39 protein-coding genes and 1 pseudogene are annotated in these 25,754 nt (G+C 40.4%); 1 reads left to right on the forward strand and 39 read right to left on the reverse strand.

Annotation, left to right across the window (positions count from 1 at the left end):
- Positions 1-3: 3 nt before the first annotated feature.
- The 4 genes from AC2TDL_RS07820 to rplM form a co-directional block, all read right to left on the reverse strand.
- Complete coding sequence (locus AC2TDL_RS07820; RefSeq protein ID WP_484699973.1) at positions 4-2,184, reverse strand: NAD-dependent epimerase/dehydratase family protein; 2,181 nt, start codon at positions 2,182-2,184, stop codon at positions 4-6.
- A 101-nt stretch (positions 2,185-2,285) separates the two neighbouring features.
- Positions 2,286-5,036: a hypothetical protein gene (locus AC2TDL_RS07825; RefSeq protein WP_484699975.1), complete on the reverse strand. Its 2,751-nt coding sequence runs from the start codon at positions 5,034-5,036 to the stop codon at positions 2,286-2,288.
- 473 nt (positions 5,037-5,509) lie between these two features.
- Positions 5,510-5,902, reverse strand: a complete 393-nt coding sequence (gene rpsI / locus AC2TDL_RS07830) for a 30S ribosomal protein S9 (protein WP_484699978.1) — start codon at positions 5,900-5,902, stop codon at positions 5,510-5,512.
- A 20-nt stretch (positions 5,903-5,922) separates the two neighbouring features.
- On the reverse strand, positions 5,923-6,360 hold the full coding sequence (rplM, locus tag AC2TDL_RS07835; protein ID WP_484699981.1) for a 50S ribosomal protein L13: 438 nt from the start codon (positions 6,358-6,360) through the stop codon (positions 5,923-5,925).
- A 311-nt stretch (positions 6,361-6,671) separates the two neighbouring features.
- Here rplM and AC2TDL_RS07840 point away from each other — a divergent pair, with 311 nt between their 5' ends.
- The gene (locus AC2TDL_RS07840) at positions 6,672-7,616 is read left to right on the forward strand and encodes a DUF4097 family beta strand repeat-containing protein (protein ID WP_484699983.1); all 945 of its coding nucleotides are present in this window, start codon (positions 6,672-6,674) and stop codon (positions 7,614-7,616) included.
- A 14-nt stretch (positions 7,617-7,630) separates the two neighbouring features.
- Here AC2TDL_RS07840 and truA read toward each other — a convergent pair whose 3' ends face one another.
- The 35 genes and pseudogenes from truA to AC2TDL_RS08015 all read right to left on the reverse strand — a co-directional run bounded on the left by truA (position 7,631) and on the right by AC2TDL_RS08015 (position 25,724).
- Complete coding sequence (gene truA / locus AC2TDL_RS07845) at positions 7,631-8,377, reverse strand: tRNA pseudouridine(38-40) synthase TruA (protein WP_484699986.1); 747 nt, start codon at positions 8,375-8,377, stop codon at positions 7,631-7,633.
- A gap of 339 nt (positions 8,378-8,716) precedes the next feature.
- The gene (gene rplQ, locus AC2TDL_RS07850; RefSeq protein WP_484699991.1) at positions 8,717-9,082 is read right to left on the reverse strand and encodes a 50S ribosomal protein L17; all 366 of its coding nucleotides are present in this window, start codon (positions 9,080-9,082) and stop codon (positions 8,717-8,719) included.
- Positions 9,083-9,132: 50 nt separating this feature from the next.
- On the reverse strand, positions 9,133-10,077 hold the full coding sequence (locus AC2TDL_RS07855; protein WP_484699995.1) for a DNA-directed RNA polymerase subunit alpha: 945 nt from the start codon (positions 10,075-10,077) through the stop codon (positions 9,133-9,135).
- A gap of 125 nt (positions 10,078-10,202) precedes the next feature.
- Positions 10,203-10,598, reverse strand: coding sequence for a 30S ribosomal protein S11 (gene rpsK, locus AC2TDL_RS07860; RefSeq protein WP_484699998.1), 396 nt, complete (start codon positions 10,596-10,598; stop codon positions 10,203-10,205).
- 19 nt (positions 10,599-10,617) lie between these two features.
- A complete protein-coding gene (rpsM, locus tag AC2TDL_RS07865; protein WP_484700000.1) occupies positions 10,618-10,986 on the reverse strand; it encodes a 30S ribosomal protein S13 in 369 nt (122 codons plus the stop codon).
- A 20-nt stretch (positions 10,987-11,006) separates the two neighbouring features.
- Positions 11,007-11,120, reverse strand: coding sequence for a 50S ribosomal protein L36 (rpmJ, locus tag AC2TDL_RS07870; protein WP_015253313.1), 114 nt, complete (start codon positions 11,118-11,120; stop codon positions 11,007-11,009).
- A gap of 41 nt (positions 11,121-11,161) precedes the next feature.
- On the reverse strand, positions 11,162-11,377 hold the full coding sequence (infA, locus tag AC2TDL_RS07875; RefSeq protein WP_015847200.1) for a translation initiation factor IF-1: 216 nt from the start codon (positions 11,375-11,377) through the stop codon (positions 11,162-11,164).
- 1 nt (position 11,378) lies between these two features.
- A complete protein-coding gene (locus AC2TDL_RS07880; RefSeq protein WP_484700003.1) occupies positions 11,379-11,654 on the reverse strand; it encodes a hypothetical protein in 276 nt (91 codons plus the stop codon).
- Between the two features lie 14 nt (positions 11,655-11,668).
- Positions 11,669-12,427, reverse strand: a complete 759-nt coding sequence (gene map, locus AC2TDL_RS07885; protein WP_484700005.1) for a type I methionyl aminopeptidase — start codon at positions 12,425-12,427, stop codon at positions 11,669-11,671.
- The gene (locus AC2TDL_RS07890) at positions 12,427-13,077 is read right to left on the reverse strand and encodes an adenylate kinase (RefSeq protein WP_484700007.1); all 651 of its coding nucleotides are present in this window, start codon (positions 13,075-13,077) and stop codon (positions 12,427-12,429) included. The genes map and AC2TDL_RS07890 overlap by 1 nt, the downstream gene beginning before the upstream one ends.
- Positions 13,078-13,166: 89 nt before the next feature.
- Positions 13,167-14,468 carry a preprotein translocase subunit SecY gene (gene secY / locus AC2TDL_RS07895; protein WP_484700010.1) on the reverse strand — a complete coding sequence of 434 codons (1,302 nt, stop codon included), beginning with the start codon at positions 14,466-14,468 and terminating at the stop codon, positions 13,167-13,169.
- Positions 14,469-14,909, reverse strand: a complete 441-nt coding sequence (gene rplO / locus AC2TDL_RS07900) for a 50S ribosomal protein L15 (RefSeq protein WP_484700015.1) — start codon at positions 14,907-14,909, stop codon at positions 14,469-14,471.
- Between the two features lie 52 nt (positions 14,910-14,961).
- A complete protein-coding gene (gene rpmD / locus AC2TDL_RS07905; RefSeq protein ID WP_484700017.1) occupies positions 14,962-15,141 on the reverse strand; it encodes a 50S ribosomal protein L30 in 180 nt (59 codons plus the stop codon).
- A gap of 13 nt (positions 15,142-15,154) precedes the next feature.
- On the reverse strand, positions 15,155-15,652 hold the full coding sequence (gene rpsE, locus AC2TDL_RS07910) for a 30S ribosomal protein S5 (RefSeq protein ID WP_484700019.1): 498 nt from the start codon (positions 15,650-15,652) through the stop codon (positions 15,155-15,157).
- Between the two features lie 25 nt (positions 15,653-15,677).
- Positions 15,678-16,046, reverse strand: a complete 369-nt coding sequence (gene rplR / locus AC2TDL_RS07915) for a 50S ribosomal protein L18 (RefSeq protein ID WP_484700021.1) — start codon at positions 16,044-16,046, stop codon at positions 15,678-15,680.
- Between the two features lie 50 nt (positions 16,047-16,096).
- A complete protein-coding gene (gene rplF / locus AC2TDL_RS07920; RefSeq protein WP_484700023.1) occupies positions 16,097-16,639 on the reverse strand; it encodes a 50S ribosomal protein L6 in 543 nt (180 codons plus the stop codon).
- Positions 16,640-16,670: 31 nt separating this feature from the next.
- On the reverse strand, positions 16,671-17,069 hold the full coding sequence (gene rpsH / locus AC2TDL_RS07925; protein WP_484700025.1) for a 30S ribosomal protein S8: 399 nt from the start codon (positions 17,067-17,069) through the stop codon (positions 16,671-16,673).
- A 33-nt stretch (positions 17,070-17,102) separates the two neighbouring features.
- On the reverse strand, positions 17,103-17,288 hold the full coding sequence (locus AC2TDL_RS07930; RefSeq protein ID WP_062490520.1) for a type Z 30S ribosomal protein S14: 186 nt from the start codon (positions 17,286-17,288) through the stop codon (positions 17,103-17,105).
- Positions 17,289-17,314: 26 nt separating this feature from the next.
- On the reverse strand, positions 17,315-17,857 hold the full coding sequence (gene rplE / locus AC2TDL_RS07935; protein ID WP_484700027.1) for a 50S ribosomal protein L5: 543 nt from the start codon (positions 17,855-17,857) through the stop codon (positions 17,315-17,317).
- Positions 17,858-17,887: 30 nt separating this feature from the next.
- Positions 17,888-18,238, reverse strand: a complete 351-nt coding sequence (gene rplX / locus AC2TDL_RS07940) for a 50S ribosomal protein L24 (protein ID WP_484700029.1) — start codon at positions 18,236-18,238, stop codon at positions 17,888-17,890.
- Positions 18,239-18,288: 50 nt separating this feature from the next.
- Positions 18,289-18,657 (reverse strand): 50S ribosomal protein L14, encoded by a 369-nt coding sequence (gene rplN / locus AC2TDL_RS07945; RefSeq protein WP_484700031.1) that lies wholly within the window; start codon positions 18,655-18,657, stop codon positions 18,289-18,291.
- A 45-nt stretch (positions 18,658-18,702) separates the two neighbouring features.
- Entirely contained in the window at positions 18,703-18,966 is a 264-nt protein-coding gene (rpsQ, locus tag AC2TDL_RS07950; RefSeq protein WP_484700033.1) for a 30S ribosomal protein S17, read from the reverse strand.
- A 47-nt stretch (positions 18,967-19,013) separates the two neighbouring features.
- Positions 19,014-19,214, reverse strand: a complete 201-nt coding sequence (rpmC, locus tag AC2TDL_RS07955) for a 50S ribosomal protein L29 (protein WP_484700035.1) — start codon at positions 19,212-19,214, stop codon at positions 19,014-19,016.
- On the reverse strand, positions 19,204-19,638 hold the full coding sequence (gene rplP, locus AC2TDL_RS07960; RefSeq protein ID WP_484700037.1) for a 50S ribosomal protein L16: 435 nt from the start codon (positions 19,636-19,638) through the stop codon (positions 19,204-19,206). The genes rpmC and rplP overlap by 11 nt, the downstream gene beginning before the upstream one ends.
- Positions 19,639-19,640: 2 nt before the next feature.
- A complete protein-coding gene (gene rpsC, locus AC2TDL_RS07965) occupies positions 19,641-20,303 on the reverse strand; it encodes a 30S ribosomal protein S3 (protein WP_484700039.1) in 663 nt (220 codons plus the stop codon).
- 13 nt (positions 20,304-20,316) lie between these two features.
- On the reverse strand, positions 20,317-20,652 hold the full coding sequence (rplV, locus tag AC2TDL_RS07970; RefSeq protein WP_484700041.1) for a 50S ribosomal protein L22: 336 nt from the start codon (positions 20,650-20,652) through the stop codon (positions 20,317-20,319).
- 38 nt (positions 20,653-20,690) lie between these two features.
- Positions 20,691-20,972, reverse strand: a complete 282-nt coding sequence (gene rpsS / locus AC2TDL_RS07975; RefSeq protein WP_484700045.1) for a 30S ribosomal protein S19 — start codon at positions 20,970-20,972, stop codon at positions 20,691-20,693.
- 67 nt (positions 20,973-21,039) lie between these two features.
- A complete protein-coding gene (gene rplB, locus AC2TDL_RS07980; protein WP_484700048.1) occupies positions 21,040-21,870 on the reverse strand; it encodes a 50S ribosomal protein L2 in 831 nt (276 codons plus the stop codon).
- A gap of 17 nt (positions 21,871-21,887) precedes the next feature.
- Positions 21,888-22,181, reverse strand: a complete 294-nt coding sequence (rplW, locus tag AC2TDL_RS07985; RefSeq protein ID WP_484700051.1) for a 50S ribosomal protein L23 — start codon at positions 22,179-22,181, stop codon at positions 21,888-21,890.
- Positions 22,181-22,804, reverse strand: a complete 624-nt coding sequence (gene rplD, locus AC2TDL_RS07990) for a 50S ribosomal protein L4 (protein ID WP_484700056.1) — start codon at positions 22,802-22,804, stop codon at positions 22,181-22,183. The genes rplW and rplD overlap by 1 nt, the downstream gene beginning before the upstream one ends.
- Positions 22,805-22,831: 27 nt before the next feature.
- Positions 22,832-23,455 (reverse strand): 50S ribosomal protein L3, encoded by a 624-nt coding sequence (gene rplC, locus AC2TDL_RS07995; protein ID WP_484700059.1) that lies wholly within the window; start codon positions 23,453-23,455, stop codon positions 22,832-22,834.
- Between the two features lie 46 nt (positions 23,456-23,501).
- The gene (gene rpsJ, locus AC2TDL_RS08000; RefSeq protein WP_005544556.1) at positions 23,502-23,810 is read right to left on the reverse strand and encodes a 30S ribosomal protein S10; all 309 of its coding nucleotides are present in this window, start codon (positions 23,808-23,810) and stop codon (positions 23,502-23,504) included.
- A 280-nt stretch (positions 23,811-24,090) separates the two neighbouring features.
- Positions 24,091-24,849: a hypothetical protein gene (locus AC2TDL_RS08005; RefSeq protein WP_484700061.1), complete on the reverse strand. Its 759-nt coding sequence runs from the start codon at positions 24,847-24,849 to the stop codon at positions 24,091-24,093.
- Positions 24,843-25,332, reverse strand: a pseudogene (locus AC2TDL_RS08010) (ATP-binding cassette domain-containing protein). The gene AC2TDL_RS08005 and the pseudogene AC2TDL_RS08010 overlap by 7 nt, the downstream one beginning before the upstream one ends.
- Positions 25,332-25,724: a GntR family transcriptional regulator gene (locus AC2TDL_RS08015; protein ID WP_484700064.1), complete on the reverse strand. Its 393-nt coding sequence runs from the start codon at positions 25,722-25,724 to the stop codon at positions 25,332-25,334. The pseudogene AC2TDL_RS08010 and the gene AC2TDL_RS08015 overlap by 1 nt, the downstream one beginning before the upstream one ends.
- Positions 25,725-25,754: the final 30 nt, after the last annotated feature.

Genomic DNA, 25,754 nt, shown 5'->3' on the forward strand with positions numbered 1-25,754 from the left:
CACTCACCCCTCGTTCATGACCATAAAAGATATTCGCGGATGAGACAGTCTTGACATAATAACATCAATATCTTGCTCACTCGTATTCGACAAAAGCACTTGCAGTTGCTGCTCCTCATTTATTCCGATGTAGTCAGTTTCACGCAGTAGTGGTGTAATAAATTGTGCGGCTTCTTTTAATGAGATATTGTCGAGCTTGCTTTGCAGCAACAAATAAGGAACTTGATGCTGATGCTTAATTTCATTTTTAGAGGTTAATATCTCTTGGAAGATGGAAGGCTGTAAAATTGTTGTTCCCTCTACATAACGATTGTTTTCAGTAGCATCTATAAATGTGAAGGCTTTGCTTAATGCTGAGGCAATCAAATTAGTTGTAATTTGGAATAGGTTTTGATGATAAAGTGAAAAACTTTCAAACTTCATACCATCAATTGCAACGATCGCTGCTACTTGATCTTTATGATAAATAGGGGCGATCATTAATGGTACGTCTGCTATTAGCTCTTTATTGACATATATTTTTCCTTCCTCCAGTACTTGCTGCAAGTAAGGATAATCTTCGACACGCAACGACTTTTTCATTTCATCATTGTTATAACCTGAACTTGCCAGTAAGCGTAAATAGCTTTGATACTTATTTACTCGATAAATCGTTACCTTCTCAACTCTCATAATCGATCGAACTACATTTACTGCAGAATTAAATACAACTTCTGGCTCAAGGCTTTCTAATTCCTTAGTTGCATGATAAATTTTTCCGTAACTGTCACCAGAATTTAGAATTCTAAGCTGCAGTTCATCCTTTACATCACGCACTTCTTTATATATTTTTTCAAGAAAATCATAGCGATCCGTTGCTTCTGAAACCTTTTGCTCTTGCTGAGCGATTCTTGCATTTTTTCGCTCAATTGCATAACCGACAACCAAGCCAATAAATAAGTAAATTGCAATATGAAAGAAGAAATCTGTATCGTAGGTAAGTGATAATAAATCTCGTCCTGCACTTAACTGCTGATATGTATGTAAAATGATAGACAGCACGACCGAGATTAATGCTTGACGATTGCCATATAATATACCGATTATCGTGATATAAAATAACTTCACATCAATTACGCCGTACATATTATTCACTAGGCTCAAGCTAAGCCATGCGGTTAATGCAAATGCTATGAAGTTTTCCAAAGTTGGCAGCAACCACTTTCTCGTTTTCGATTGCGGTTTAGGCGGTTTAAGCGCTGCGGCAGCAGAAACAGCTACCTCGGCTTGTGCTTGTTGCTTCACAAAATATGAATATGTTCGCTCAAGACCTTCTTCAAAGCTATACAACGGCGCCCAATCCAGATCGCGCATAATTGCTGAGTTATCTAGACGAGAGTGTTTAATGTCTTGCTCGCGAGGTGGATTTTTTTGAACTTTAATATTAGGCTCAAATTTTGATAATGCCTGAATAAGATCATTAACAGAGTTAGCTTTGTTCGTGGATAAATTGTAAACACCTGTTATATCCGAGTTGACACTGCGATAGACAGCATCCGCAACATCCTCTACATAAATAAAATCTCTTGTTTGCTCACCGTCTCCATAAAGTTTTAATGTCTTTCCTTGCAGCATGTCATTAATAAAAATCGACACGACTCCGCCTTCACCACTAGAGTTTTGTCTTGGTCCGTATACATTTGAAAATCTAAATCCAATAGTCGATAAATTATAGAGCTTATTCCATTTTTCTGCGTAAATTTCATTTACTAATTTGCTAATACCATATGGAGAAATCGGATCTACAGCCTTTGACTCATGATGCGGTATATTTTCATCAAGACCGTAAACTGCAGCGGATGAAGCATAAATAAATCGCTTCGCACCATATTTTACAGATAAATCAAGCATATTAACTAATCCGAGCACATTGCTTTCCGTATCTAAATGCGGATTAACTACAGATTTGCTGACGCTCACTTGCGCTGCCATATGTACAACGACATCAAAACGATAGGCTCTAAATATTTCCTCACATTGCGGATCTTTCACATCCAGCACATAGCTGCGATGTTTTACCTGTACATTGTTCTTATTACCCGTCGACAAATTGTCAATAATGTAGATTTCATGCCCCTCTTTAAAAAACCGTTCGGCAATATGCGAACCTATGAAGCCATATCCACCAGTAATTAATACCTTCATCCATTCTCCTCATTTCTAACTTAAATTCATACTAAGCCATGACAGACACCTAATGACACAAATAGAGATGTGTGTCAAAAGGTGTCTGCACGCTCTCATTATCACTTCAAGTCGTATTGAACAAATGCACCTGCTTGTGGTAGCTTCAGAGATGTTTTATCATCAAGCATTACACCGACTGTAATCGACTTACCGGTCTTTAATCCAAGAGCAGATAAAGGTACTTTCATTTCTACAAGCTTAGAAGTACTGATATAAGATGACTTATCAAATGTTAACTGCTTTTGGAACGACCAGCTTTTCTTATCCCCTGTATAGCGGTATAGGAATCCGTTCTCGATTAAATAATCTACACCAGATCCATCCCATTTGGAGGACTGATAGCCGGTACTGCTTTTCAGATCAGTGTTTAAATAAATTTGTGCTTTCTTGAATGAAGTTTTTGATTGAACAGCAAAATAGAGATATTCAGAATCGTTTGTTACATATGCCGCAAGTGACTTATCTGATTTCGCCGATACAGCTTGATAACTACTCCACTCCTGTAAATCCCCATCTACCACTATTGACGGTAAAGCGGTTGGGGAAGGAGAAGATGTTGGCTGAGGCTGTTCTCCTAATGTTGTAATTTCAACCATCGATCCACCTGCTGGCAATTGATTGCTTTTGCTATCCTTCCATATATAACCTATGTGCAATCCACTATAATCTTGACTGTTGAGATCTGATAATGGAATTGCCATTTCAATTACAGAATTGTTAATTACAATCCCTTGATTGCGATAGTCCTTAACTTCCTTCCAGCTCCAATCCTTTCCTTTGCCAACGTACTGATAAAGAACACCGTTCTCTATTAGATAGTCTGCCTCTTGATTAGACCAATGTGGAACTGCAAAATAGCTGCCACTTGCATGATTACTTCGAATAAACAATTGACCTTTTTCCTTTAACAACTGACCTTTAATCAACACATACAGTGTATTTTTATCAATAACAGCTTTTAATTCTTTGACGTTAGAACTGCTTGTTGCAAGACTAGGATAGCTTTGCCATTCCTGATCAATACCATCGATTACAAATGGTGAATCGTTTGGAGTTGGTGATGGTTTGATTGTTGGTGTTATGGTTGGCACCGCTGTTGATGTCGGCTCAGGAGTTGGCGCTATTGTTGGTACCACCGTTGATGTCGGCTCAGGAGTTGGCGCTATTGTTGGTACCACGGTTGATGTCGGCTCAGGTGTCGGTTCAATTGTTGGTTCTGTTGTAGGCAATTCAGGTGTCGGTGTTTCCGGCTCAAGCGTTGGTTCGAATATTGGCGGCTCGCCTTCACTTAAAAATTCCGTCGCACCAATATCAATGCTGTCTCCTATTACACGAGCAGATGCGTTATAGTCTAATTCTCCGAATAGTTTATATGACATCGTACCTGCATCTATGGTCGGTGAGTCTAGATGAAGTTGAATAACGCTAAATTCATCGATGTCCATCGAATCTACTACAATTGAATGTTTATCTTGCCCTGTCACTTTTTGTAATTGTGCAATGTCATCATATTTCTTACCGCTTAATCTCCAATAGGAGATATCATTTTCAAGTCCAGCATATAGATTGTAATCTATTGTATTCTCGGTATTGCTTGTCTTATTATCATAAAAATACGGTGTTTCTGATGACGTTATAAAAAGATTATTAACGAAAACATTTTTCTGCACATTATTTTGAAATGTAATTTCACCGTCACCAGTGCGGAGTTCGTTATTACTGTAGAATGTATTATTAAGGATGTAATTTTCGTTTGCCCCGCCATTACTTGTTGAGGAACCACCCATAATTAAGCCTGACATATGATTATGGTGGATGTAGTTGTTCCGAAGTATTATCTTTGTTGCTGCTTTACCATATTTCTCACTAGAAATTTCAAAGCCATAATTACTATAGGACACTTCATTGCGTTCAATAATTGTGTTTGTGCCACCGTCAACATAGATGGCTGCTGCTGCTCGATTTCCACGGTATGCTGGATTATCTATCGTATCAACATAGGAAACTTTATTGCCAGTTACTGAACCATTTCGTGCCTGATCCGTACAACTTCCTGAACAAGTTCCAAAAAAACCAGCAATGTCAATTCCAATATTGTTTACACGCTCGATTACATTATCTTCTACTGAAAAACCATCAACATTGCCTACTACCGTTACGGCTTCACTGGAACCTAGAACAAGATCATGCAAATAGTTGTTGGCAATCTTTATATTTTGAATTGCTTGTTTATTATTGCCGTAAACGACTATACCGTTAGCATTGCCTTTCGACCCAGTATGCGCTATAGAATGTATATGGTTATTTTGAATAATGATATTAGAAGAAGCGTCTGTCACTTTAATCGCTGCTAGATATTTAGAACTATCGCTAGTTTGGAGATCTGTTAATTCAAATCCGTCAAAAATGATGTAATGCGCATTGTAAAACTGTACTAGCGTTGAACTACTGCTATCCTCCCCACTAATTACAGGTGTTTCTCCAGGATACGCCTGAATCGTAATATATCCTTGCAGTAGCGATCCAGAGTTTTTAACTGTAATGTTTTCCTTGTAAATTCCGCCATGCACAAGCACTGTGTCACCTGGTTTTGCCATGTTAGCACCATGCTGTATGCTTTGCCAAGGTGAATCTTCACTACCATCACCTTCATCCGAGCCCCATGTAGCAACATAGAAAACATTCCCTAGTACATGTACATTAGCCTTTGCAAGACCTGGCAAATTGGAGATAAGAATCATAATACTTAATAGCATGACAAAGCTTATCTTGATGACTTTCACCGACAGTTGCCTTGTACCTATCATCATGCATTCCCCTCCGTTCACATGTACCGCAACTATTTTACTAGTCAGATCTATACAATTTCTAAACAACCTATTCTAGTATTATATGGTAATTTTAACTCAAATTTTTAAAAAATCCATAGGACAACCATATATTTTTTTCGGTTTGCTTAACTTTTTTTGAACTTTTTTCGTTCATATTGCCTATGTCGCCTTAGTTAGGCCGAATGATGGGGAATCATAAATAAAATATAATGAAACTGAGGTTCTAATGAGCGTAACTAGTTAAGTCCTTGTATTAACGAATAACTTAAATATCGGTAAAGGAATGAATGGAAAAGGAAAGATAAATAAACCTCCGTAGCCTAAACAACTAGTTTTGGAGGCATATTGTTTAGTTATGGAGACTATTGAACTGACAGGACTTTAGGAGTAATAAAAAAACAACCCACTTCCAAAAGTTGAAAGTAGGCTGTTTGATTCGAAATTCCAAAATATTAACGTTTTGAGAACTGAGGCGCACGACGAGCCGCTTTAAGACCGTATTTTTTACGTTCTTTCATACGAGGATCACGTGTTAAGAAGCCTGCACGTTTCAATGCTGGACGGAACTCAGGATCTGCTTTTAGAAGCGCACGGGAAATACCATGACGGATTGCACCCGCTTGTCCAGAAATTCCTCCACCTTGAGCGATAACCAATACATCATATTTATTTAGAGTATCAGTAAGGTTCAAAGGTTGTTTAACGATAAGTTTTAGAGTTTCTAAACCGAAATATTCATTAATATCGCGTTTGTTAATAATGATTCGTCCTTCACCCGGCACAAGACGTACGCGTGCAACAGAGTGTTTACGACGACCAGTTCCATAGTATTGCACTTGAGCCATGAAACATGTCCTCCTCTTTATTACCCGCGAAGTTCGTAAACTTCAGGGTTTTGTGCTTGATGTGGATGCTCCGCACCTGCGTATACTTTAAGTTTAAGTTTCATTTTGTTGCCAAGACGGTTTTTAGGCAACATACCGTGTACTGCTAGCTCAACCATACGTTCTGGTTTAGTTTTAAGCATTTCGCCAGCAGGTGTTACTCGCAAACCGCCTGCATAGCCAGAGTGACGGTAGTATTTTTTGTTCGCCAACTTATTACCAGTCAATACAACTTTGTCAGCATTAATAATGATTACAAAGTCACCAGTATCAAGATGTGGCGTAAATTGTGGCTTATGTTTACCGCGAATTAGCGCTGCTGCTTCGCTTGCAAGACGACCAAGAGTTTTACCCTGAGCGTCAATCAAAAGCCATTTACGTTCTACTTCATTTGGCTTAGCCATATAAGTGGTACGCATGGATGTTCCTCCTTGATTCTCAACCATTATTTTCGTTTATAACAACGGAATCGTGTGATTTTTCATTTAATTGCTTCATTCTTAAATGGCGATCTTAGTCGGGGCTGTGGGAGAGCCACTAAGAAAGCACAAAATTTATTTTACTATACGAACAACTAATAATCAAGTAGTTTTACCAATAAAACCGCGTATTTATCAGAATTTTCTTCTCGGTCTTAAGTCTGAGAACAACTTACAGCAGAGGGCTGATTTTTTAAATCTGCTGATATGTTATACTGGTCTCACAAATAACATATAAGGAGAAAAATTCCATGAAAAAACAAACCATTATAGGTTGTGTCATTATTATTATCGGTCTATATATCGTACTTACGAATATAAATATGTTTAACTTTGGAGACCGTGCCAAAAACGATGAACAAGCAATTCAAACTTTTAACGCTAGAGGACTAGAAGACCTAGTCATTCAATCCGATTCAACAAATGTAAAACTTTTACCGAGTGAAGATAACCAAGTAAGAATTAAACTTTATGATTCTTCTAACAATCTGCTAAAAATTGATAAGTACGTAACTAGTAAACTCGATAAAAATGAACTAACTATAAAAGTAAAATCTAAATCAAGTTCCTTTTTAATCTTTAGCTTCAGTAATAGAACGTTAGAGCTTGAGCTTCCAAGTGATTTGCTTCATGAGCTGTCTGTCGATAGCAGCAGCGGTAATATTGATGTAAGTGATATTACTACAACGAACACTATTACTCTCGAAGCAAGCAGTGGAAATATTAAAGTTGATAATAGCAGCTCACCTTATTTCTCCTTAGAAACGACCAGCGGTAACATTACTGTTGATCAATTAATTGCTAAAGAGACTGAGTTGGAAGCATCAAGCGGTAATATTAAGCTGACCGATTTTACGACTGAAAAACTTGATTTAGCTAGCACGAGCGGCAACATTACTGTTGATGGAGATAGTGCCAGCATCGAAGCTGAAGCTACTTCTGGCAATATTACACTAGATTTGGAACAGCTTACTGCAGACAGTTATTTGGAAAGTACTAGCGGTAATATTAAGCTTAATCTAAAGAAAGCCGATTCACTTCATGTCATTCATGAAAAAACATCCGGTTCTAGCTCAATTACTAAAACTGGCTTTGAAACTCGGCAACTGGATGGCGATACAATTGAAGGTATTATAGGAAAAGGAGAAGTTAGACTAGAGGTGAAAACAACATCTGGAAATTTCCAGTTAAGATAACATAATATAAATCTTTATTGTTCCTCATAGCTAACATCCATTAACATAAGCCCGACTGCCTGCGCTGTTGGTCCTGCGAGACTTCGATCGCAACCAGCTAAAATAGTGCGCATCTGCTCGGGCTTTATTTTATTATGCCCAATTTTTATTAATGTCCCCGTAATAATCCGCACCATATTATACGTAAAACCGTTACCTGTTAGTTCAATATGAATAAACGGACCTTCCTCAATTAGCTTTGCCTCATATATCGTACGAACATGATGTGGCTTCACTGAGCGAGTCGATGTAAAGGACGTAAAATCATGTGTGCCCACAATATAAGTCAATGCCTCTCGCATTGCTTGACAATTCAACTTAACTGGTACATGCAGTCGATATTGTCTGCCAAATAAATCTGGAAATTTACCATTATCAATGCTATAACGATATGTTTTTCGCTTAGCGCAATGTCTGGCATGAAAATCTAAAGGCATTTCTTTTGCCTCAAGAATAACGATATCATTAGGCAAGCGCGTATTCATTGCAATTGGAAATCGATCAATAGGAATCTGCGATGATGTTAAAAAATGAAACACTTGTCCTCGTGCATGTACACCGGCATCTGTACGGCCAGAAGCATGAATGACAATATCTTCATTCGTTAGCTTTTTTAATACAGACTCGATTTCCCCTTGTACTGTACGGTCCTTAGGCTGAGCTTGAAAACCGTTAAAGTTTGTTCCATCATAGCTTACCTTCATACAAATGTTTCGCATCATTCTTTTTCCCTTTCAACGCTCCGTAGTTGTTCGTTACTTCAGTCGCGGTTTAAATTCCGTCTCATCTCTATCTTTCTCTATGGTCGAGTCGGAACTTAAAAGCGACTCGCTTTGCTTTCCACAATCGAATAACTCCTCCGCGGATGCTTTTTTCTTAGTTATTCTAGATATAACTACTGCTTTCTCAAGTTGACATCTATCTGTTAACTCGATGTAGAAATTTGCCATCTAGCGCTCTGTTGTTGTTCGTTGCTCCAGTCGCGGTTTAAATTCCGACTCGCCTGCACATAAAAAAAGGTGGTACCGGTTGGTCCACCTTTTTTATATCACTACTTCGAATTAATCACGATCAACTAGCTCTAAGTACACCATAGGTGCAGCGTCACCACGACGTGTTCCTAGTTTAAGGATACGTGTGTAACCACCGTTACGGTTAGCATAACGAGTAGCCAACTCAGAGAAAAGCTTTTGAATTGCATCCTTCTCGCCATCTACAGTTTCACGACGTACGAATGCAGCTACTTGACGACGTGCATGAAGGTCACCCTTCTTCGCTTTCGTGATTAGCTTTTCAGCGATAGAACGAACCTCTTTCGCTTTAGCCTCTGTTGTTTGAATACGCTCATATAGGAATAAGTCTGTTACAAGATCACGGAAAAGAGCTTTACGTGCACTTGAATCACGACCCAATTTTTGGTATGCCATTTTGATTTCCCCTCCCTTGCTGTGTTCTAAACCGATTTAAGTAGAGAGTTTTACTCGTCTACGCGCAAACCAAGACCAAGTTCTTCAAGCTTCTCTTGAACTTCTTCTAAAGATTTACGACCAAGGTTACGCACCTTCATCATATCTTCTTCAGATTTCGTAATTAGCTCTTGAACTGTGTTAATGCCTGCACGTTTCAAGCAGTTATAAGAACGAACAGAAAGATCAAGTTCTTCGATCGTCATTTCAAGTACTTTTTCTTTCTTATCTTCTTCTTTCTCTACCATGATTTCTGCATCTTTGGCTTCATCCGTTAATCCAACGAACAAGTCCAAGTGCTCTGTCAATATTTTAGCTCCAAGGCTTACAGCCTCTTCTGGACGAATACTGCCATCTGTCCAAACTTCAAGCGTTAGCTTGTCATAGTTTGTAACTTGACCAACGCGAGTATTCTCTACGCTATAATTAACACGAGTAATGGGCGTGTAGATCGAATCTACAGGAATGACGCCTATCGGTTGATCGTCGCTTTTGTTCCGGTCAGCTTGCACATAGCCACGTCCACGATTAGCGAATATTCTCATGTGCAAACGCGCACCAGATGCCAAAGTCGCAATGTGAAGATCAGGGCTCAAAATCTCGACATCACTATCAGCACGAATATCACCAGCTGTTACGACACCTTCTCCTTCAGCGTCAATTTCCAATACCTTTTCTTCATCGGAGTGGATTTTTAGCGAGAGTCCTTTTAAATTCAGGATGATCTCTGTTACATCTTCAATCACCCCTGGAACTGTTGAAAATTCGTGCAGAACACCATCAATTTGCACCGATGTTACTGCAGCGCCAGGCAGAGAAGATAACAAAATTCGACGAAGCGAATTTCCCAGCGTAGTGCCGTATCCGCGTTCTAGCGGCTCAACAACGAATTTACCGTAAGTGCCTCCGTCGTTCAATTCTACGGTTTCGATTTTCGGCTTTTCGATCTCAATCACAATAGTACCCTCCTTCAAACGTCGCTCCGTTACCTAGTCGTTTTTGTGTCAAACCTCGTAGTATGCCAAACCTTCACAACCATTATTCACAGATTGTTACCATTTGATACCACCAAGTCTACAAATTATACGCGACGACGTTTTGGTGGACGGCATCCGTTATGCGGAACCGGTGTAACGTCCTTAATTAAGTTAACTTCTAGACCAGCAGCTTGAAGCGAACGGATAGCTGCTTCACGACCTGCTCCAGGACCTTTAACCATTACTTCAACCGTTCTCATGCCATGTTCCATTGCAGCTTTTGCAGCAGCTTCTGCAGCCATTTGTGCAGCGAAAGGAGTGCTCTTACGAGAACCTTTGAAGCCAAGGCCACCAGCGCTTGCCCAAGAAATTGCATTACCATGTGGATCTGTAATTGTAACGATTGTATTGTTAAACGTCGAGCGGATATGTGCTACGCCGCTATCAATATTTTTACGATCACGACGTTTTGTACGAACGACTTTTTTAGCTTTAGCCATTATCGTTTATCCTCCCTTCTTATTTCTTCTTGTTAGCTACAGTACGACGAGGACCTTTACGTGTACGAGCATTAGTTTTAGTACGTTGACCGCGAACAGGAAGTCCTTTACGGTGACGAAGACCGCGGTAGCAACCAATTTCAGTCAGACGTTTGATGTTAAGGGAAATTTCACGACGAAGGTCGCCTTCCACTTTAACGTTTTTGTCGATTTCATCACGAATTCGACCTAGCTCATCTTCTGTTAAATCACGAACACGAGTGTCCGGATTTACGCCAGTAGCTGCAAGAATCTTCTCAGCCGTAGCTTTTCCGATACCGAAAATGTACGTCAAAGAGATAACAACGCGTTTATCACGCGGAATATCTACACCAGCAATACGTGCCATTTACTTTGTTCCTCCTCCTTTTATCCTTGTTTTTGTTTGTGTCTCGGATTTTCACAAATCACCATAACATTACCTTTGCGACGAATAACTTTGCATTTCTCGCAAATCGGTTTAACCGAAGGTCTTACCTTCATTGTGATTACCTCCCGAATCTGTCGAAATAGAACAATGAAGTCTATTTACGATAGGTGATACGCCCTCTTGATAAATCATAAGGCGATAACTGAATGACTACTTTGTCACCAGTAAGAATACGAATAAAATGCATTCTTAGTTTGCCAGATACATGAGCAAGAATTTGATGTCCGTTTTCTAACTCAACCTTGAACATAGCATTTGGCAATGGTTCAATAACCGTACCTTCAACTTCAATAACATCTTCTTTAGCCATATTAAATCTCCTTTCCATGTGCATACTTCTGCACTGCATAACGTAACTTGGCATTTGTAACTTTACCTGTTTCTTGCAAGCTGTTAGCGACCTCTTGACAAATGATAGGCAGCAGCTCGAGATGCAGAACGTTTTTCTTCTTAGGTGCATCAAACTTGCGTTTATATCCATCTGCAATCAATACAAAGCGCTCATCAAGCACCTCTACGATAACAGCATAACGCTCCTCATCTTTACCTTTAAGAACTTTGATTAATTGTCCGACTTGTGCTTTCATCGTTATCGTTTCCTTTAACTTTGAACTGGCAACTTCGTCAATATCTCAAATCCGTCCTCTGTAACAGCAACAGTATGCTCGAAATGAGCGCACCAAGAACCGTCCCGAGTAACTACAGTCCAATTATCCTCAAGTGTCCGAACATATCGTTCACCCATGTTAAGCATAGGTTCGATAGCTAGCACCATACCAGGTTTCAGCCGCGGTCCTCTGTCCGCAAGTCCAAAGTTCGGAATTGATGGCTCTTCATGAAGATCTGTACCGACTCCATGACCACAATATTCTCGAACGACAGAAAAACCGGCTGCTTCAATCACCTCTTGAATGGCGTGCGATATCGTATATAGTCTGACATCAGGCTTTACGAGCGCAATTCCTGCATACAGTGATTGCTCACCGACTGTTAATAGTCGCTGTACCTCAGGCGTTACAGTTCCAACTGGATAGGTCCAGGCAGAATCACCGTGGTAGCCTTTGTACTGTGCGCCGATATCAAGACTAATAATATCGCCCTCGTTCAGCTTGCGTGAACCTGGAAACCCATGCACAAGCTCGTCATTAACAGAAGCACAGACGCTGGATGGGAAACCATTATAACCTTTAAAAGATGGAATTGCACCTTGACTTCGAATGTACTTTTCAGCTATCGCATCGAGCTCACCCGTCGTAATACCAGGCTCAATCGCTTGAGCCAATAGTTGATGCGTCTCGGCAACAATTCGCCCTGCTTCTCTCATTAATTGCAGTTCCGATTTGGATTTGCAAATGATCATTACAAGGAACCTCTCAAAGTTGAAATGATCTCAGCAGTAACAACATTGATATCTTGTTCACCGTTCACTTCGCGAAGCAAGCCTTTTGCTTTATAAAAGTCAAGCAAAGGTGCTGTTTTCGATGTGTATTCATCAAGACGTGTACCAACTTTTTCTTCTGAATCATCAGAGCGTTGATACAATTCTCCACCACATTTATCACAAGTACCTTCTTGTTTAGGTGGATTGAATACAACATGATATGTTGCTCCGCAAGATTTGCAAATACGGCGACCTGTTAGTCGAGCTAACAAACGATCACGATCTACACTTAAGTTTACAACATGATCAATATTGCGACCAAGCTCTTGAAGCATCTCATCTAGTGCTTCGGCTTGCTGAATCGTACGTGGGAAACCGTCAAGTAAGAAACCTTTTGCACAATCATCTTGTGCAAGTCTTTCTTTAACGATTCCATTGGTAATTTCGTCTGGAACAAGTAACCCTTTGTCGATATACTCTTTCGCTTTCAACCCAATAGGTGTACCTTGCTTCATTGCTAGACGAAATGCATCACCAGTTGATATATGAGGAATATTAAACTCCTCAACGATTTTCTCCGCTTGCGTTCCTTTACCTGCTCCCGGAGGACCCATAAATAAAATGTTCATCAGTGACTTCCTCACTTTAAGCACAATAGGTCCGTCAGGGCGCGCCGCAAGTTTTATCTTGTTACGGCAGCCCTTATGCGAACCTTTTGTTATTTATTGATAAACCCTTTGTAATGGCGTTTAATCAATTGGCCTTCGATTTGTTTCATCGTATCAAGTGCAACACCGACAACGATAATCAATGAAGTACCACCAAGTTGAATTGAGCGGTCTAAACCAGCAAGTGTTCCGAACAATACTGGGAAAATGGAAACAAATGCTAAGAACAATGCACCTGTCAATGTCAATCGAGTTAATACTTTTGTCAAATAACTTGAAGTTGGCTTACCAGGACGAATTCCTGGAATATAACCGCCATTTTTCTTCATATTATCTGCCATTTGCACTGGATTGATTTGAACAAAGGTATAGAAGAACGTAAATGCAATGATTAGCAATACATAAAGCACCATACCAAGTGGTTTATCGTATTGCAAATTGTCAATGATCCATTTAGCCCATGCCTTGTCCGCCCAGAAGTTCGCAATAGTAACTGGGAACATCAAAAGCGAAATAGCAAAGATTACTGGGATTACTCCTGCACCATTAACTTTCATTGGAATATGAGTGGATTGACCACCATACATTTTACGACCAACTACACGCTTAGCATATTGTACCGGAATTTTACGAATCCCTTGCTGAATAAAGATAACACCGACGATCATTGCTACAACAACTAATGCGATCAGTATTACCTTAACAATGTTAAGGAATAGGTTAACATCTGCTCCAGCAAGTTGAGTACTATACAATGTACGAATATGACCAGGCAAGCTAGCCACAATCGCAGCAAAGATTAGAATTGAGATACCATTACCGATACCTTTCTCCGTGATTTGCTCACCAAGCCACATCAAGAATGCAGTACCTGCAGTCAAGATAATCGCTACAACAAGATAATCAACGAAGTTAGCATCTGGAATAATCTCAATACCATATATACGGTTGAAACCAATACCAGTCGCCAAGCCTTGGATTAAACCAAGAATTACAGTACCGTAACGTGTAAATTGAGCAAGCTTACGCTTACCCTCTTCACCTTGCTTTGCCCACTCTGCAAAACGAGGAATTACATCCATAGATAGAAGCTGCACGATAATCGATGCAGTAATATATGGTGTAATCCCGATTGCAAAAATTGAGAAGTTGAAAAGTGCTCCACCAGAGAATGTATTAAGCAAGCCAAACAGGTCTTCACCGCTTGAACCTGCTTCTTTCAAAAGCTCTGTGTCAACACCAGGTACCGGGATAAAGGCACCAATACGATAAATCAAAAGAACGAAGAGAGTAAACAGAATCTTGTTACGAAGTTCTGTTACTTTCCAAATATTGGACACGGTCGTAAACAATTAGATCACCTCGGTTTTACCGCCGGCAGCCTGGATTTTCTCTACCGCAGATTGAGAGAACTTATTCGCTTTTACAGTAAGTCCTACGTTCAATTCACCATTACCCAAGATTTTAATTCCTGCTAGCGCATTTTTTACAATGCCTTTTTCAAGAAGAACTTCTGGAGTGATTTCTGTTCCTGCAGCAAAGTTGTTCAAGTCAGAGATGTTTACAATCGCATATTCCTTACGGAATGGGTTATTGAAACCACGTTTTGGCAAGCGACGATACAATGGGTTTTGACCGCCCTCAAAGCCAGGACGAACACCGCCACCAGAACGAGCATTTTGACCTTTATGACCTTTACCTGCTGTTTTACCATTTCCGGAACCAATACCACGACCTTTGCGTTTTGGCGCAAATTTGGAACCAGGAGCTGGAGCTAATTCATGCAATTTCATCGTTCGTGCACCTCCTTATTTTTTTCGTTATCATCTATATCCCGAGCTTAGATTAAATTTCTTCAACTTTAACCAAGTGCTTAACATGGTTTACCATGCCGCGAATAGCTGGGCTGTCGTTAAGAACGACCGATTGACGAATTTTGCGAAGGCCGAGCGACTTAACAGTTGCGCGTTGTTTCTCGTTGCGGCCAATCAAACTGCGAACGAGGGTGATTTGCAATTTTGCCATCGATTTTCCCTCCTTAACCTAGTAGCTCTTCAACAGTTTTTCCACGAAGCTTAGCAACGTCTTCCGCACGTTTTAGGCGAGAAAGACCTTCAAGCGTCGCGTTTACCATGTTTAGAGAGTTAGAAGAACCAAGTGATTTCGTTAAAATATCGCCAACGCCAGCAAGCTCAAGTACTGCACGTACTGGGCCACCAGCGATAACTCCTGTACCTTCAGATGCTGGTTTCAATAATACTTTACCAGCTCCGAAACGACCTTCAATTAGGTGAGGAATTGTAGTTCCTACAAGTGGCACATGGATTAGGTTTTTCTTAGCATCTTCAATACCTTTACGAATTGCATCAGGTACTTCACTTGCTTTACCGATACCTGCACCAACGTAGCCTTTTCCGTCACCGACAACTACAAGTGCGCTAAAGCTGAAACGGCGTCCGCCTTTTACAACTTTTGCAACACGGTTAATATGAACTACTTTTTCAGTAAGTTCTAACGTATTAGGATCTACACGCAAAGTCGTTTACCTCCTTATGAGTTGATTAGAATTTCAAGCCAGCTTCACGAGCTGAATCTGCTAAAGCTTGAATTCTTCCGTGGTATAGATAACCGCCACGGTCAAATACTACTTCAGAAATACCTTTATCTAGAGCACGTTTAGCAATCAATTGACCTACTTTAGTAGCAGATTCAACGTTACCGCCGTTGCTGATAGAAGGTGCAAGCTCTTTATCTTTAGTTGATGCAGAAACGATTGTTACGCCAGCTACATCATCGATTAGTTGAGCATAGATGTGTTTAGATGAACGGAACACAGACAAACGCGGACGTGCTGCTGTGCCGTTGATTTTTTTACGAACGCGGAAACGTCTTTTTAGACGTGCTTTGTTCTTATCACCTTTAGTAATCATGCAGGTACACTCCTTTCCTTTGCCTTAAGACGCAAGATTAAGCGAGTAACTTATTTCTTCTTACCGGCTTTACCTTCTTTACGGATGATACGCTCGTCTTCATACTTAATACCTTTACCTTTATAAGGCTCAGGAAGACGTACAGAACGAATTTCAGCAGCGATTTGACCTACGCGCTCTTTATCAATACCGTGCACAGTAATTTTGTTTGTACCAACTACCTCAAATTCAATTCCCTTTTCTGGAGAGAATTCAACTGGGTGAGAGTAACCAACGTTCAAAGTAATTTTATCGCCAGATTTATTAACACGGTAACCAACACCTACTAGCTCAAGATTTTTCTTGTAGCCTTCAGTAACACCTGTCACCATGTTCGCAATTAGCGAACGAGTCGTTCCGTGTAGGGAACGATGTAATTTATTATCAGAAGGACGCTCAACAGAAATCTCGTTTTCAGCAACCTTAACGATAATATCGCTATGAATTGTACGAGAAAGCGTTCCTTTAGGACCTTTAACCGTAATAACTGAGTTATCCAATGTAACAGTAACACCTGCTGGAACTGGAATCACTTTACGACCGATACGTGACATTGTTACACCTCCTGTCTTCGTTACTTCAATCTTACCAAACGTAGCAGATAACTTCGCCGCCAGCTTTAGCTTGACGAGCCTCTTTATCTGTCATTACACCTTTAGATGTAGAGATAATCGCAATTCCAAGTCCACCAAGGACACGAGGAATTTCGTTAGATTTTGTATAAACGCGTAAGCCCGGTTTAGAAATACGTTTCAAACCAGTGATAACACGCTCTTGGTTAGCTCCGTATTTCAAGAAAATACGAATCATACCTTGTTTGTTATCCTCGATGTATTCAGCATCACGGATAAAACCTTCACGCTTCAAAATTTCAGCGATCTCTTTTTTGATCTTTGAAGCGGGCATTTCTACAGTCTCATGACGAACAACATTCGCATTGCGAATGCGTGTCAACATATCTGCAATCGGATCAGACATAACCATTTCGTGTGAACCTCCTTCCCGAACTTAGGCTGATTACCAGCTTGCTTTTTTAACGCCAGGAATCTGGCCCTTGTATGCTAACTCGCGGAAACAAATCCGGCAAATTTTGAACTTTTGCAAAACAGAATGCGGACGACCACAACGCTCACAGCGTGTATAAGCACGAACTTTGAATTTAGGTTTGCGTTGTTGTTTCACTTTCATCGAAGTTTTTGCCACTCGGTATTACACCTCCTAGTAGTGGATTACTTCGCAAATGGCATACCCAATTGGGCTAGCAATTCACGAGATTCTTCGTCTGTTTTTGCCGTCGTGACGATGACGATATCCATACCACGTGTTTTGTCAACTTTATCATACTCAATCTCTGGGAAGATAAGTTGCTCTTTCAATCCAAGTGTGTAGTTACCACGGCCATCAAATGATTTTGTAGAAACCCCTTGGAAGTCACGTACGCGAGGCAACGAAATATTGAACAATTTGTCAAGGAAATGATACATACGCTCACCGCGCAATGTAACTTTAACCCCGATTGGCATGTTCTCACGCAATTTGAAACCAGCGATTGATTTTTTTGCGCGTGTTACAACTGGTTTTTGACCAGCGATAAGTTGCAGCTGCTCAAGTGCTGCATCAAGTACTTTAGAGTTAGAAACTGCTTCACCCATACCAATGTTGATAACAACTTTCTCTACTTTAGGTACTTGCATCACTGAAGTATAGTTAAACTTCTGCATTAATGCAGGAGTGATTTCATTAAGAAAGCGACTTTTCAGTCTTGCTGTCATGCTTGTAGACCTCCTTTCCTACTTTGACAATTAGTCAATCTCTGCGCCAGAACGCTTAGCGATCCGAACTTTTTTACCATTTACAGTTTTATATCCAATACGCGTTACTTTGCCGCTCTTAGGATCGACGTGCATCACGTTAGATACATGAATTGGAGCTTCTTGCTCGATAATACCACCTTGCGGATTTGCTTGAGATGGACGAGCATGTTTTTTCACAATGTTTACACCTTCAACAAGAACACGATTTTCACGTGGGTAAGCAGCGATAACGCGACCTTTCTTACCTTTATCTTTACCAGAAATAACGATAACAACATCGTCTTTCTTAACGTGTAGCTTATTGTTATGTGATTCCAATACTTTTTTCACTTTTGGCATTTATTACACCTCCTGCTCGCTTGTGCTTTCAGGGCTATCACCTAATGAGCTTAGATTACTTCTGGAGCCAAAGATATGATCTTCATGAAGTCTTTATCACGAAGTTCACGAGCAACTGGTCCAAAAATACGAGTACCGCGTGGGCTCTTATCTTCTTTAACAATTACTGCAGCATTCTCATCAAAAGAGATGTAAGAACCATCTTTACGACGTACAGAACGTTTAGTACGTACGATAACAGCCTTAACTACATCACCTTTTTTGACAACTCCCCCTGGTGTTGCTTGTTTAACGGAGCAAACGATAAGGTCACCAATCGCACCTACACGGCGGCCAGTACCACCAAGTACACGGATACACATTAGTTCTTTCGCACCAGAGTTGTCAGCAACTTTAAGTCGCGTAAACGGTTGAATCATTTCAACGTCCTCCTTTCAAGAAAGCATGTAAAGCACAAACGTTCATTAAAGAATGACAGCTTCTTCAACAACTTCGACCAGTCTGAAGCGCTTGTCTTTAGATAGCGGACGAGTCTCCATGATTTTTACAATATCGCCGACTTTTGCAACATTGTTTTCATCATGTGCTTTATATTTTTTCGTATATTTAATACGTTTATGGTACAAATCGTGTTTTTTGTAAGTTTCAACAGCAACAACGATTGTTTTGTCCATTTTGTCACTTACCACTTTGCCGATCTCTACTTTACGGGCATTGCGTTCGCTCATGTTTGGCCTCCTTCCTGACCGTGATCAAGATGATTCATCAGCAACGATTAGCTGCTAATTCCAAGTTCTCTTTCACGAAGAACTGTTTTTGCGCGAGCAATTTCTTTGCGTACATCACGAATACGAGTCGGATTATCCAGTTGACCTGTTGCCAATTGGAAACGAAGGTTGAACAGTTCTTCTTTGAAATCAGCGATTTGTTTTTCGATTTCAGCAGAGGTTAGGTTGCGAAATTCTTTAGCCTTCATTTACTTCACCACCCACTTCTTCTCGTTTCACAAACTTACATTTAACTGGCAACTTATGAGAAGCTAGACGCATTGCTTCACGAGCAACTTCTTCAGATACCCCAGAAAGCTCAAACATAACTTTACCTGGTTTAACAATAGCTACCCATTTCTCAACGTTACCTTTACCACTACCCATACGTACCTCAAGAGGCTTTTGAGTAATTGGCTTGTCTGGGAAAATTTTAATCCAAACTTTACCACCACGTTTGATGTAACGTGTCATCGCGATACGAGCCGCTTCAATTTGACGGTTCGTAATCCATGATGGTTCAAGTGCTTGTAAACCGTATTCGCCAAATGCAACAGTAGTGCCGCCTTTAGCACGACCTTTTAAACTACCGCGTTGTTGTTTGCGGTGCTTTACGCGTTTAGGTACCAACATGATTAGTTGCCTCCTTCCTGTGGAGCTTTCTTCTTAGTAGGAAGGACTTCACCACGGTAAATCCATACTTTTACACCAAGACGACCATAAGTCGTATGTGCTTCAGCTGTACCGTAATCGATATCAGCACGAAGAGTATGAAGTGGAACTGTACCTTCACTATATCCTTCAGTACGAGCAATCTCAGCGCCGCCTAGACGACCAGAAACTGCTGTTTTAATACCTTTCGCACCAGCGCGCATTGTGCGTTGAATCGCTTGTTTAAGCGCACGACGGAAAGATACACGACGTTCAAGTTGTTGTGCGATGCTTTCTGCAACAAGAATTGCATCAAGATCAGCATTTTTAATTTCAGCAATATTGATATGAACCTTTTTATCCTTAGCGATTTTACCTAGTTGAACACGAAGGTTTTCAACTTCAGCTCCACCTTTACCGATAACCATACCAGGTTTCGCAGTATGAATCGTAACGTTCACGCGATTAGCTGCACGTTCGATTTCGATGCGGGAAACTGCAGCATCTTTCAGCTTGCTTTTAAGGTATTCGCGAATTTTTACGTCTTCTAGAAGAAGATCGCCAAAGTCTTTTTCTGCGTACCATTTGGATTCCCAATCACGGATAATCCCGACACGCAATCCGACTGGATTTACCTTTTGACCCACTCGTTATCCCTCCTTATTTTTCTGATACGACCAAAGTGATATGACTCGTTCTTTTATTGATTCTGCTTGCACGACCTTGTGCACGTGGACGGAAACGTTTCATTGTTGGTCCTTGATTCGCATATACTTGCGATACAACCAAATTATTTACATCCAGCCCATTATTGTGCTCAGCGTTAGCAATCGCAGAGTTTAATAACTTCTCCAAAATTGGGGAAGCAGCTTTTGGAGTATGACGCAGAATCGCAATCGCTTCGCCAACTTGCTTACCACGAATAAGATCACATACCAATTGAGCTTTACGAGGAGCAATACGAACGAAACGTGCGTGTGCTTTAGCTTCTGCCATGTTGAAACCTCCTCTCATTCATTAGAAAGTGATAGGCATTAACGTCTGCCTGTCTTTTTATCATCAGCTGCATGGCCTTTGTATGTGCGTGTTGGAGCAAATTCGCCTAGTTTATGACCAACCATATCTTCTGTCACATACACTGGTACATGCTTACGACCATCATACACTGCAAAAGTATGACCGATGAATTGCGGGAAAATCGTAGAGCGACGAGACCATGTTTTAATTACAGTCTTTTTGTTTTGCTCATTCAATTCCTCAACTTTTTTCAAAAGGTAGCCATCAATAAATGGACCTTTTTTCAAACTGCGACCCATGTGAGATCCTCCCTTCACGTAAGAACTACTGCATAGCTTACGCTATGCGACCTGTATCAAGCACTTATTACTTCGTACGACCACGAACAATATATTGACTTGATGCTTTTTTCTTCTTGCGTGTTTTGTAACCAAGTGTTGGTTTGCCCCAAGGAGACAATGGAGATTTACGACCGATAGGAGCACGACCTTCACCACCACCGTGAGGGTGATCATTAGGGTTCATTACTACCCCGCGAACTTCAGGACGTTTACCTAACCAGCGAGAACGACCAGCTTTACCGATCTTAACAAGCTCGTGGTCTCCATTACCAACTGAACCGATTGTTGCACGGCAAGCACTTAGAATTTGACGAACTTCGCCAGAGTTTAGACGAACAGTTACGTAATTACCTTCTTTACCGAGCAATTGAGCTTCTGTACCAGCAGCGCGAACAAGTTGTCCACCTTTACCTGGTTTTAGCTCAATGTTGTGGATAACAGTACCAACTGGGATGTTAGCAAGTGGCAATGCGTTACCAACTTTAATATCCGCATCTGGACCAGATTGAATTTGATCGCCTACTTTAAGACCTTTAGGTGCAATAATGTAAGCTTTCGCTCCATCAACATAATGAATCAAAGCGATATTTGATGTACGGTTTGGATCGTACTCAATTGTTGCAACTTTACCGATAACACCGTCTTTATTACGTTTGAAATCAATAATACGGTATTTACGTTTATGTCCACCGCCTTGGTGACGAACTGTAATTTTACCTTGATTGTTGCGACCAGCTTTTTTAGGAAGAGGCGCAAGCAACGATTTCTCCGGAGTGCTTGTCGTAATCTCTTCGAATGTAGATACGCTCATATTACGACGTGCAGGAGAGGTCGGTTTATACTTTTTGATTGGCACGAATGTTCCCTCCTTTTCTATACTGACGTTTCAAAGAACTCAAGTTCTTTGCTATCTTCGCTCAATTGAACGATTGCTTTTTTCCAATCAGGTCTGTAGCCGCTATAACGACCATAACGTTTGAATTTGCCAGCTACACGCATTGTGTTAACACTAACAACTTTTACGTTAAAGATTTCTTCGATAGCGGATTTGATTTCGGTTTTGTTCGCGCGTAGGTCTACTTCAAAAACATAACGTTTAGAAGCCATGAAATCGCTCGTACGTTCCGTAATAACCGGGCGCTTGATGATATCGCGTGGATTTTTCATTACGCAAGCACCTCCTGTACTTTCTCTACCGCTTCTTTAGTGATGATCAATTTATCATGAACAAGCACGTCACGAACATTGATGCCATCAGCAGCGACGAATTTAATTCCTGGGATGTTACGTGCAGATAGAGCAACGTTATCCTCATAATTTGCTGTTACAACTAGAGCTTTGCGATCTACTTTTAGATTGCTAAGCACTTTTGCAAATTCTTTAGTTTTTGGAGCCGCAAAAGTTAGCTGATCCAAAACGATAATGTTATCTGCTTTTACTTTAGAAGAAAGTGCAGATTTAATCGCCAAACGACGAACTTTCTTAGGAAGTTTGAATCCATAAGAGCGAGGTGTTGGACCAAATACTGTACCACCACCAACCCATTGTGGAGAACGGATACTACCTTGACGAGCGCGACCTGTACCTTTTTGTTTCCAAGGTTTACGTCCACCGCCACGTACTTCGGAGCGTCCTTTAGTTTTGTGTGTCCCTTGACGCTCAGCAGCATTTTGCAAAAGGACAGCACTATGCATAACATGAGCGTTAGGCTCGATACCGAACACGCTATCAGCTAGTTCTAGTTCACCAACCTGTGCACCACTCACATTGTATACTGTTACTTTAGGCATTATTGTTCCTCCTTTCTTTAGCAACGATTAGCTTTTAACCGATAGTTGTACTTTTACAAAGCCATTTTTAGGACCTGGAACAGAACCTTTAACAAGAATCACATTGCGTTCAGCATCAACGCGAACAACTTCAAGTCTTTGGATTGTTACTTGTTCAGTACCCATATGTCCTGGAAGGTGTTTACCTTTTGGTACGCGGTTTGCTTGAATAGAACCCATTGAACCAGGTCCACGGTGATAACGAGAACCGTGAGACATAGGACCTCTGCTTTGTCCCCAACGTTTAATTACACCAGCAAAACCTTTACCTTTAGAAATACCTGTTACGTCAACAAATTCACCTTGTGCGAACAGATCAGCATTAATGATTTGGCCAACCTCATACTCGCCAAGATTAATTCCGCGAATTTCGCGAACGTAGCGCTTAGGAGTAGTGTTAGCTTTCTTAGCATGACCAACTTCAGGTTTGTTGGAGCGAACTGCTTTTTTATCAGCAAAACCAAGCTGTACCGCTTCATAACCGTCGTTCTCAATGTCTTTCTTCTGAAGTACAACGCATGGACCAGCTTCGATAACTGTTACCGGAATAACATTGCCTTCAGGAGTAAATACTTGAGTCATACCAAGTTTTTTACCTAAGATACCTTTCATGTTGACACCTCATTTCCTCTCTATACTATCTTTCGTTCATTCATTATTACAGTTTAATTTCGATATCTACACCGGATGGTAGATCCAGACGCATCAAAGCATCAACCGTCTGTGGCGTTGGATTCACGATGTCGATTAAGCGTTTATGAGTACGCATTTCGAACTGCTCGCGAGAATCCTTGTACTTATGCACAGCACGTAGAATAGTGATGATTTGCTTTTCCGTTGGCAACGGAATCGGCCCGGATACTCCTGCACCGGAACGTTTTGCAGTTTCTACGATTTTTTCTGCGGACTGGTCAAGAATTCTATGATCGTATGCTTTCAAACGGATACGAATCTTTTGTTTTGCCATTTTTAGTCCCTCCTTCTATCGCCCAATTTTTTAATCGGACATACTCCGTAAGAAAAACCCGTCACACGCCCCATGGCAAAGGAGCCGGGTGTGTCGGCAACCTCTTACATCATCGCAACGTCAGACCAACATTCAATATTATACATGAGTAGGCGACTGATTGCAACTTAATTTATTCAAAATTTTAATTGTTATTTTAATGAAAAAAACAAGAGAAATATGCCGCAATTATTTTATAATTTGCAGCTTTTCTCTTGTCGAAATCTTGCTCGTTGCTATCTTAAATTTGAAGTCGCTTCTTCATTATATATTGTATTGCATAAATTTCAAGCATAATTACAACAGCATCAATTAATGCAGGCATCGACCACAGATCAATATAATTTGTAATATGAAAATTTCCTTGCAGTTCTGCATCAGCTTCAAGATTAATTTTAATAATGGAATAATACTCGCTTGCAACATCACCTAGTAACCAATTTCTAATCAATTCTACGGCCAGCGGAACTGCAAGGTAAACAAGAACTGCAATCCATGCACGATATTTTCCTCTAAAACAATAACAGCTGCTCATCGCAAGCATTAGCAATGTTATAAATGAGACAGCATTCCAAATGACTACACCGAGTATCGTCATAATCGAATCAAACGTGAGTAACCCATTTAACGCATCATTTACCTCTGTATTACTAAAATGAAAGTTTGCCACAAGCATGTGGAATATAGATAATAATGCTCCTAACAAACTGTATACAATCGCCAGCAGAATCATCGACAGCACTTCTTCAATAGGAGTTAACGGAATTAGCCGTCGATGATAACTTTTTAAGCTATGATTAAAGGTTATACCTAGCAGTATAAAAATGATTAACGCACTTAATGCAGAAACCAATGTACTAAGCACAAATGTTGCCTCATCTAACCAGCCGTAATAATTTTTGCCTATAAGGAGCAATGCATATAGCAATACTGTAGCTGTAATCGCAATATAAAATCTCATGCTATTCAGTTTCCAGTTATATTTGAACAGCTTCAGCATTCCGCATAAAACTCCTTAAATAAATCATTAATGCTTTTTCCGTGATTGAGACGAATTTGCTCCACATCCTCATGCATAATGATTTGCCCTTGTTTGATTAATATAACTTCGTCAAATATACGCTCAATATCGGTAAGTAGATGAGTCGCAATCAGCATACTGCTTTCGGGATTGTAATATAAAGTCACGTTGAAACGCGATGGCATCTTTAATTTTCATCCACGATTCTGTAAGAGGTACATCTGGCATAAAAGAAACATATTTTTTTGAAGCAGTGCCTACTGACGTCCCTGCTATCATAATAGTACCAGAGCTAGGTTGATTCAGCCCTGCAATCAGCTTCATCAAAGTTGATTTACCGCTTCCATTGTTACCTAACAAACCAACAATTTTTCCTCTTTCCAGCTTAAGTGATACGTCCTTTAATGCCTGTTTTCTCCAATAGTTTTTGTGGACATTTTGCATTTCGAGTAAGATGCTCATTATTGCTCCCTCCACTGTGGCTCGCCTTGTCGATGCTCCATCGCATCCTTTACGATAGAGAGAATTTCGTTACTGGCAAAACCAAGCTCAACCATTCCTTGAATAAAATGTTCAAGCAACTCCCCAGCCATCTCTTTTTTTATATCCATAATGACCGACTCCTCACTTGTTACATATCTGCCAAGCCCTCGTCTTGTTTCTACAATGCCTTCCCGCTCAAGCTCTGACAGTGTTCGCTGGACCGTATTTGGATTAATTTGGAGATTCGTTGCCAATTCACGAACAGAAGGTACCTTGTCACCGGGTTTTAGTTTGCCGCTAACTATTTCTTTTTTTAAGTAATTCATAATTTGAATATAGATCGGCAGATTATTGTCAAATTGGATCATCAACCCTCGTTCTCCTTTCCCCCTGTTACCTCA

It is taken from the genome of Paenibacillus sp. plas6 (assembly GCF_057221655.1).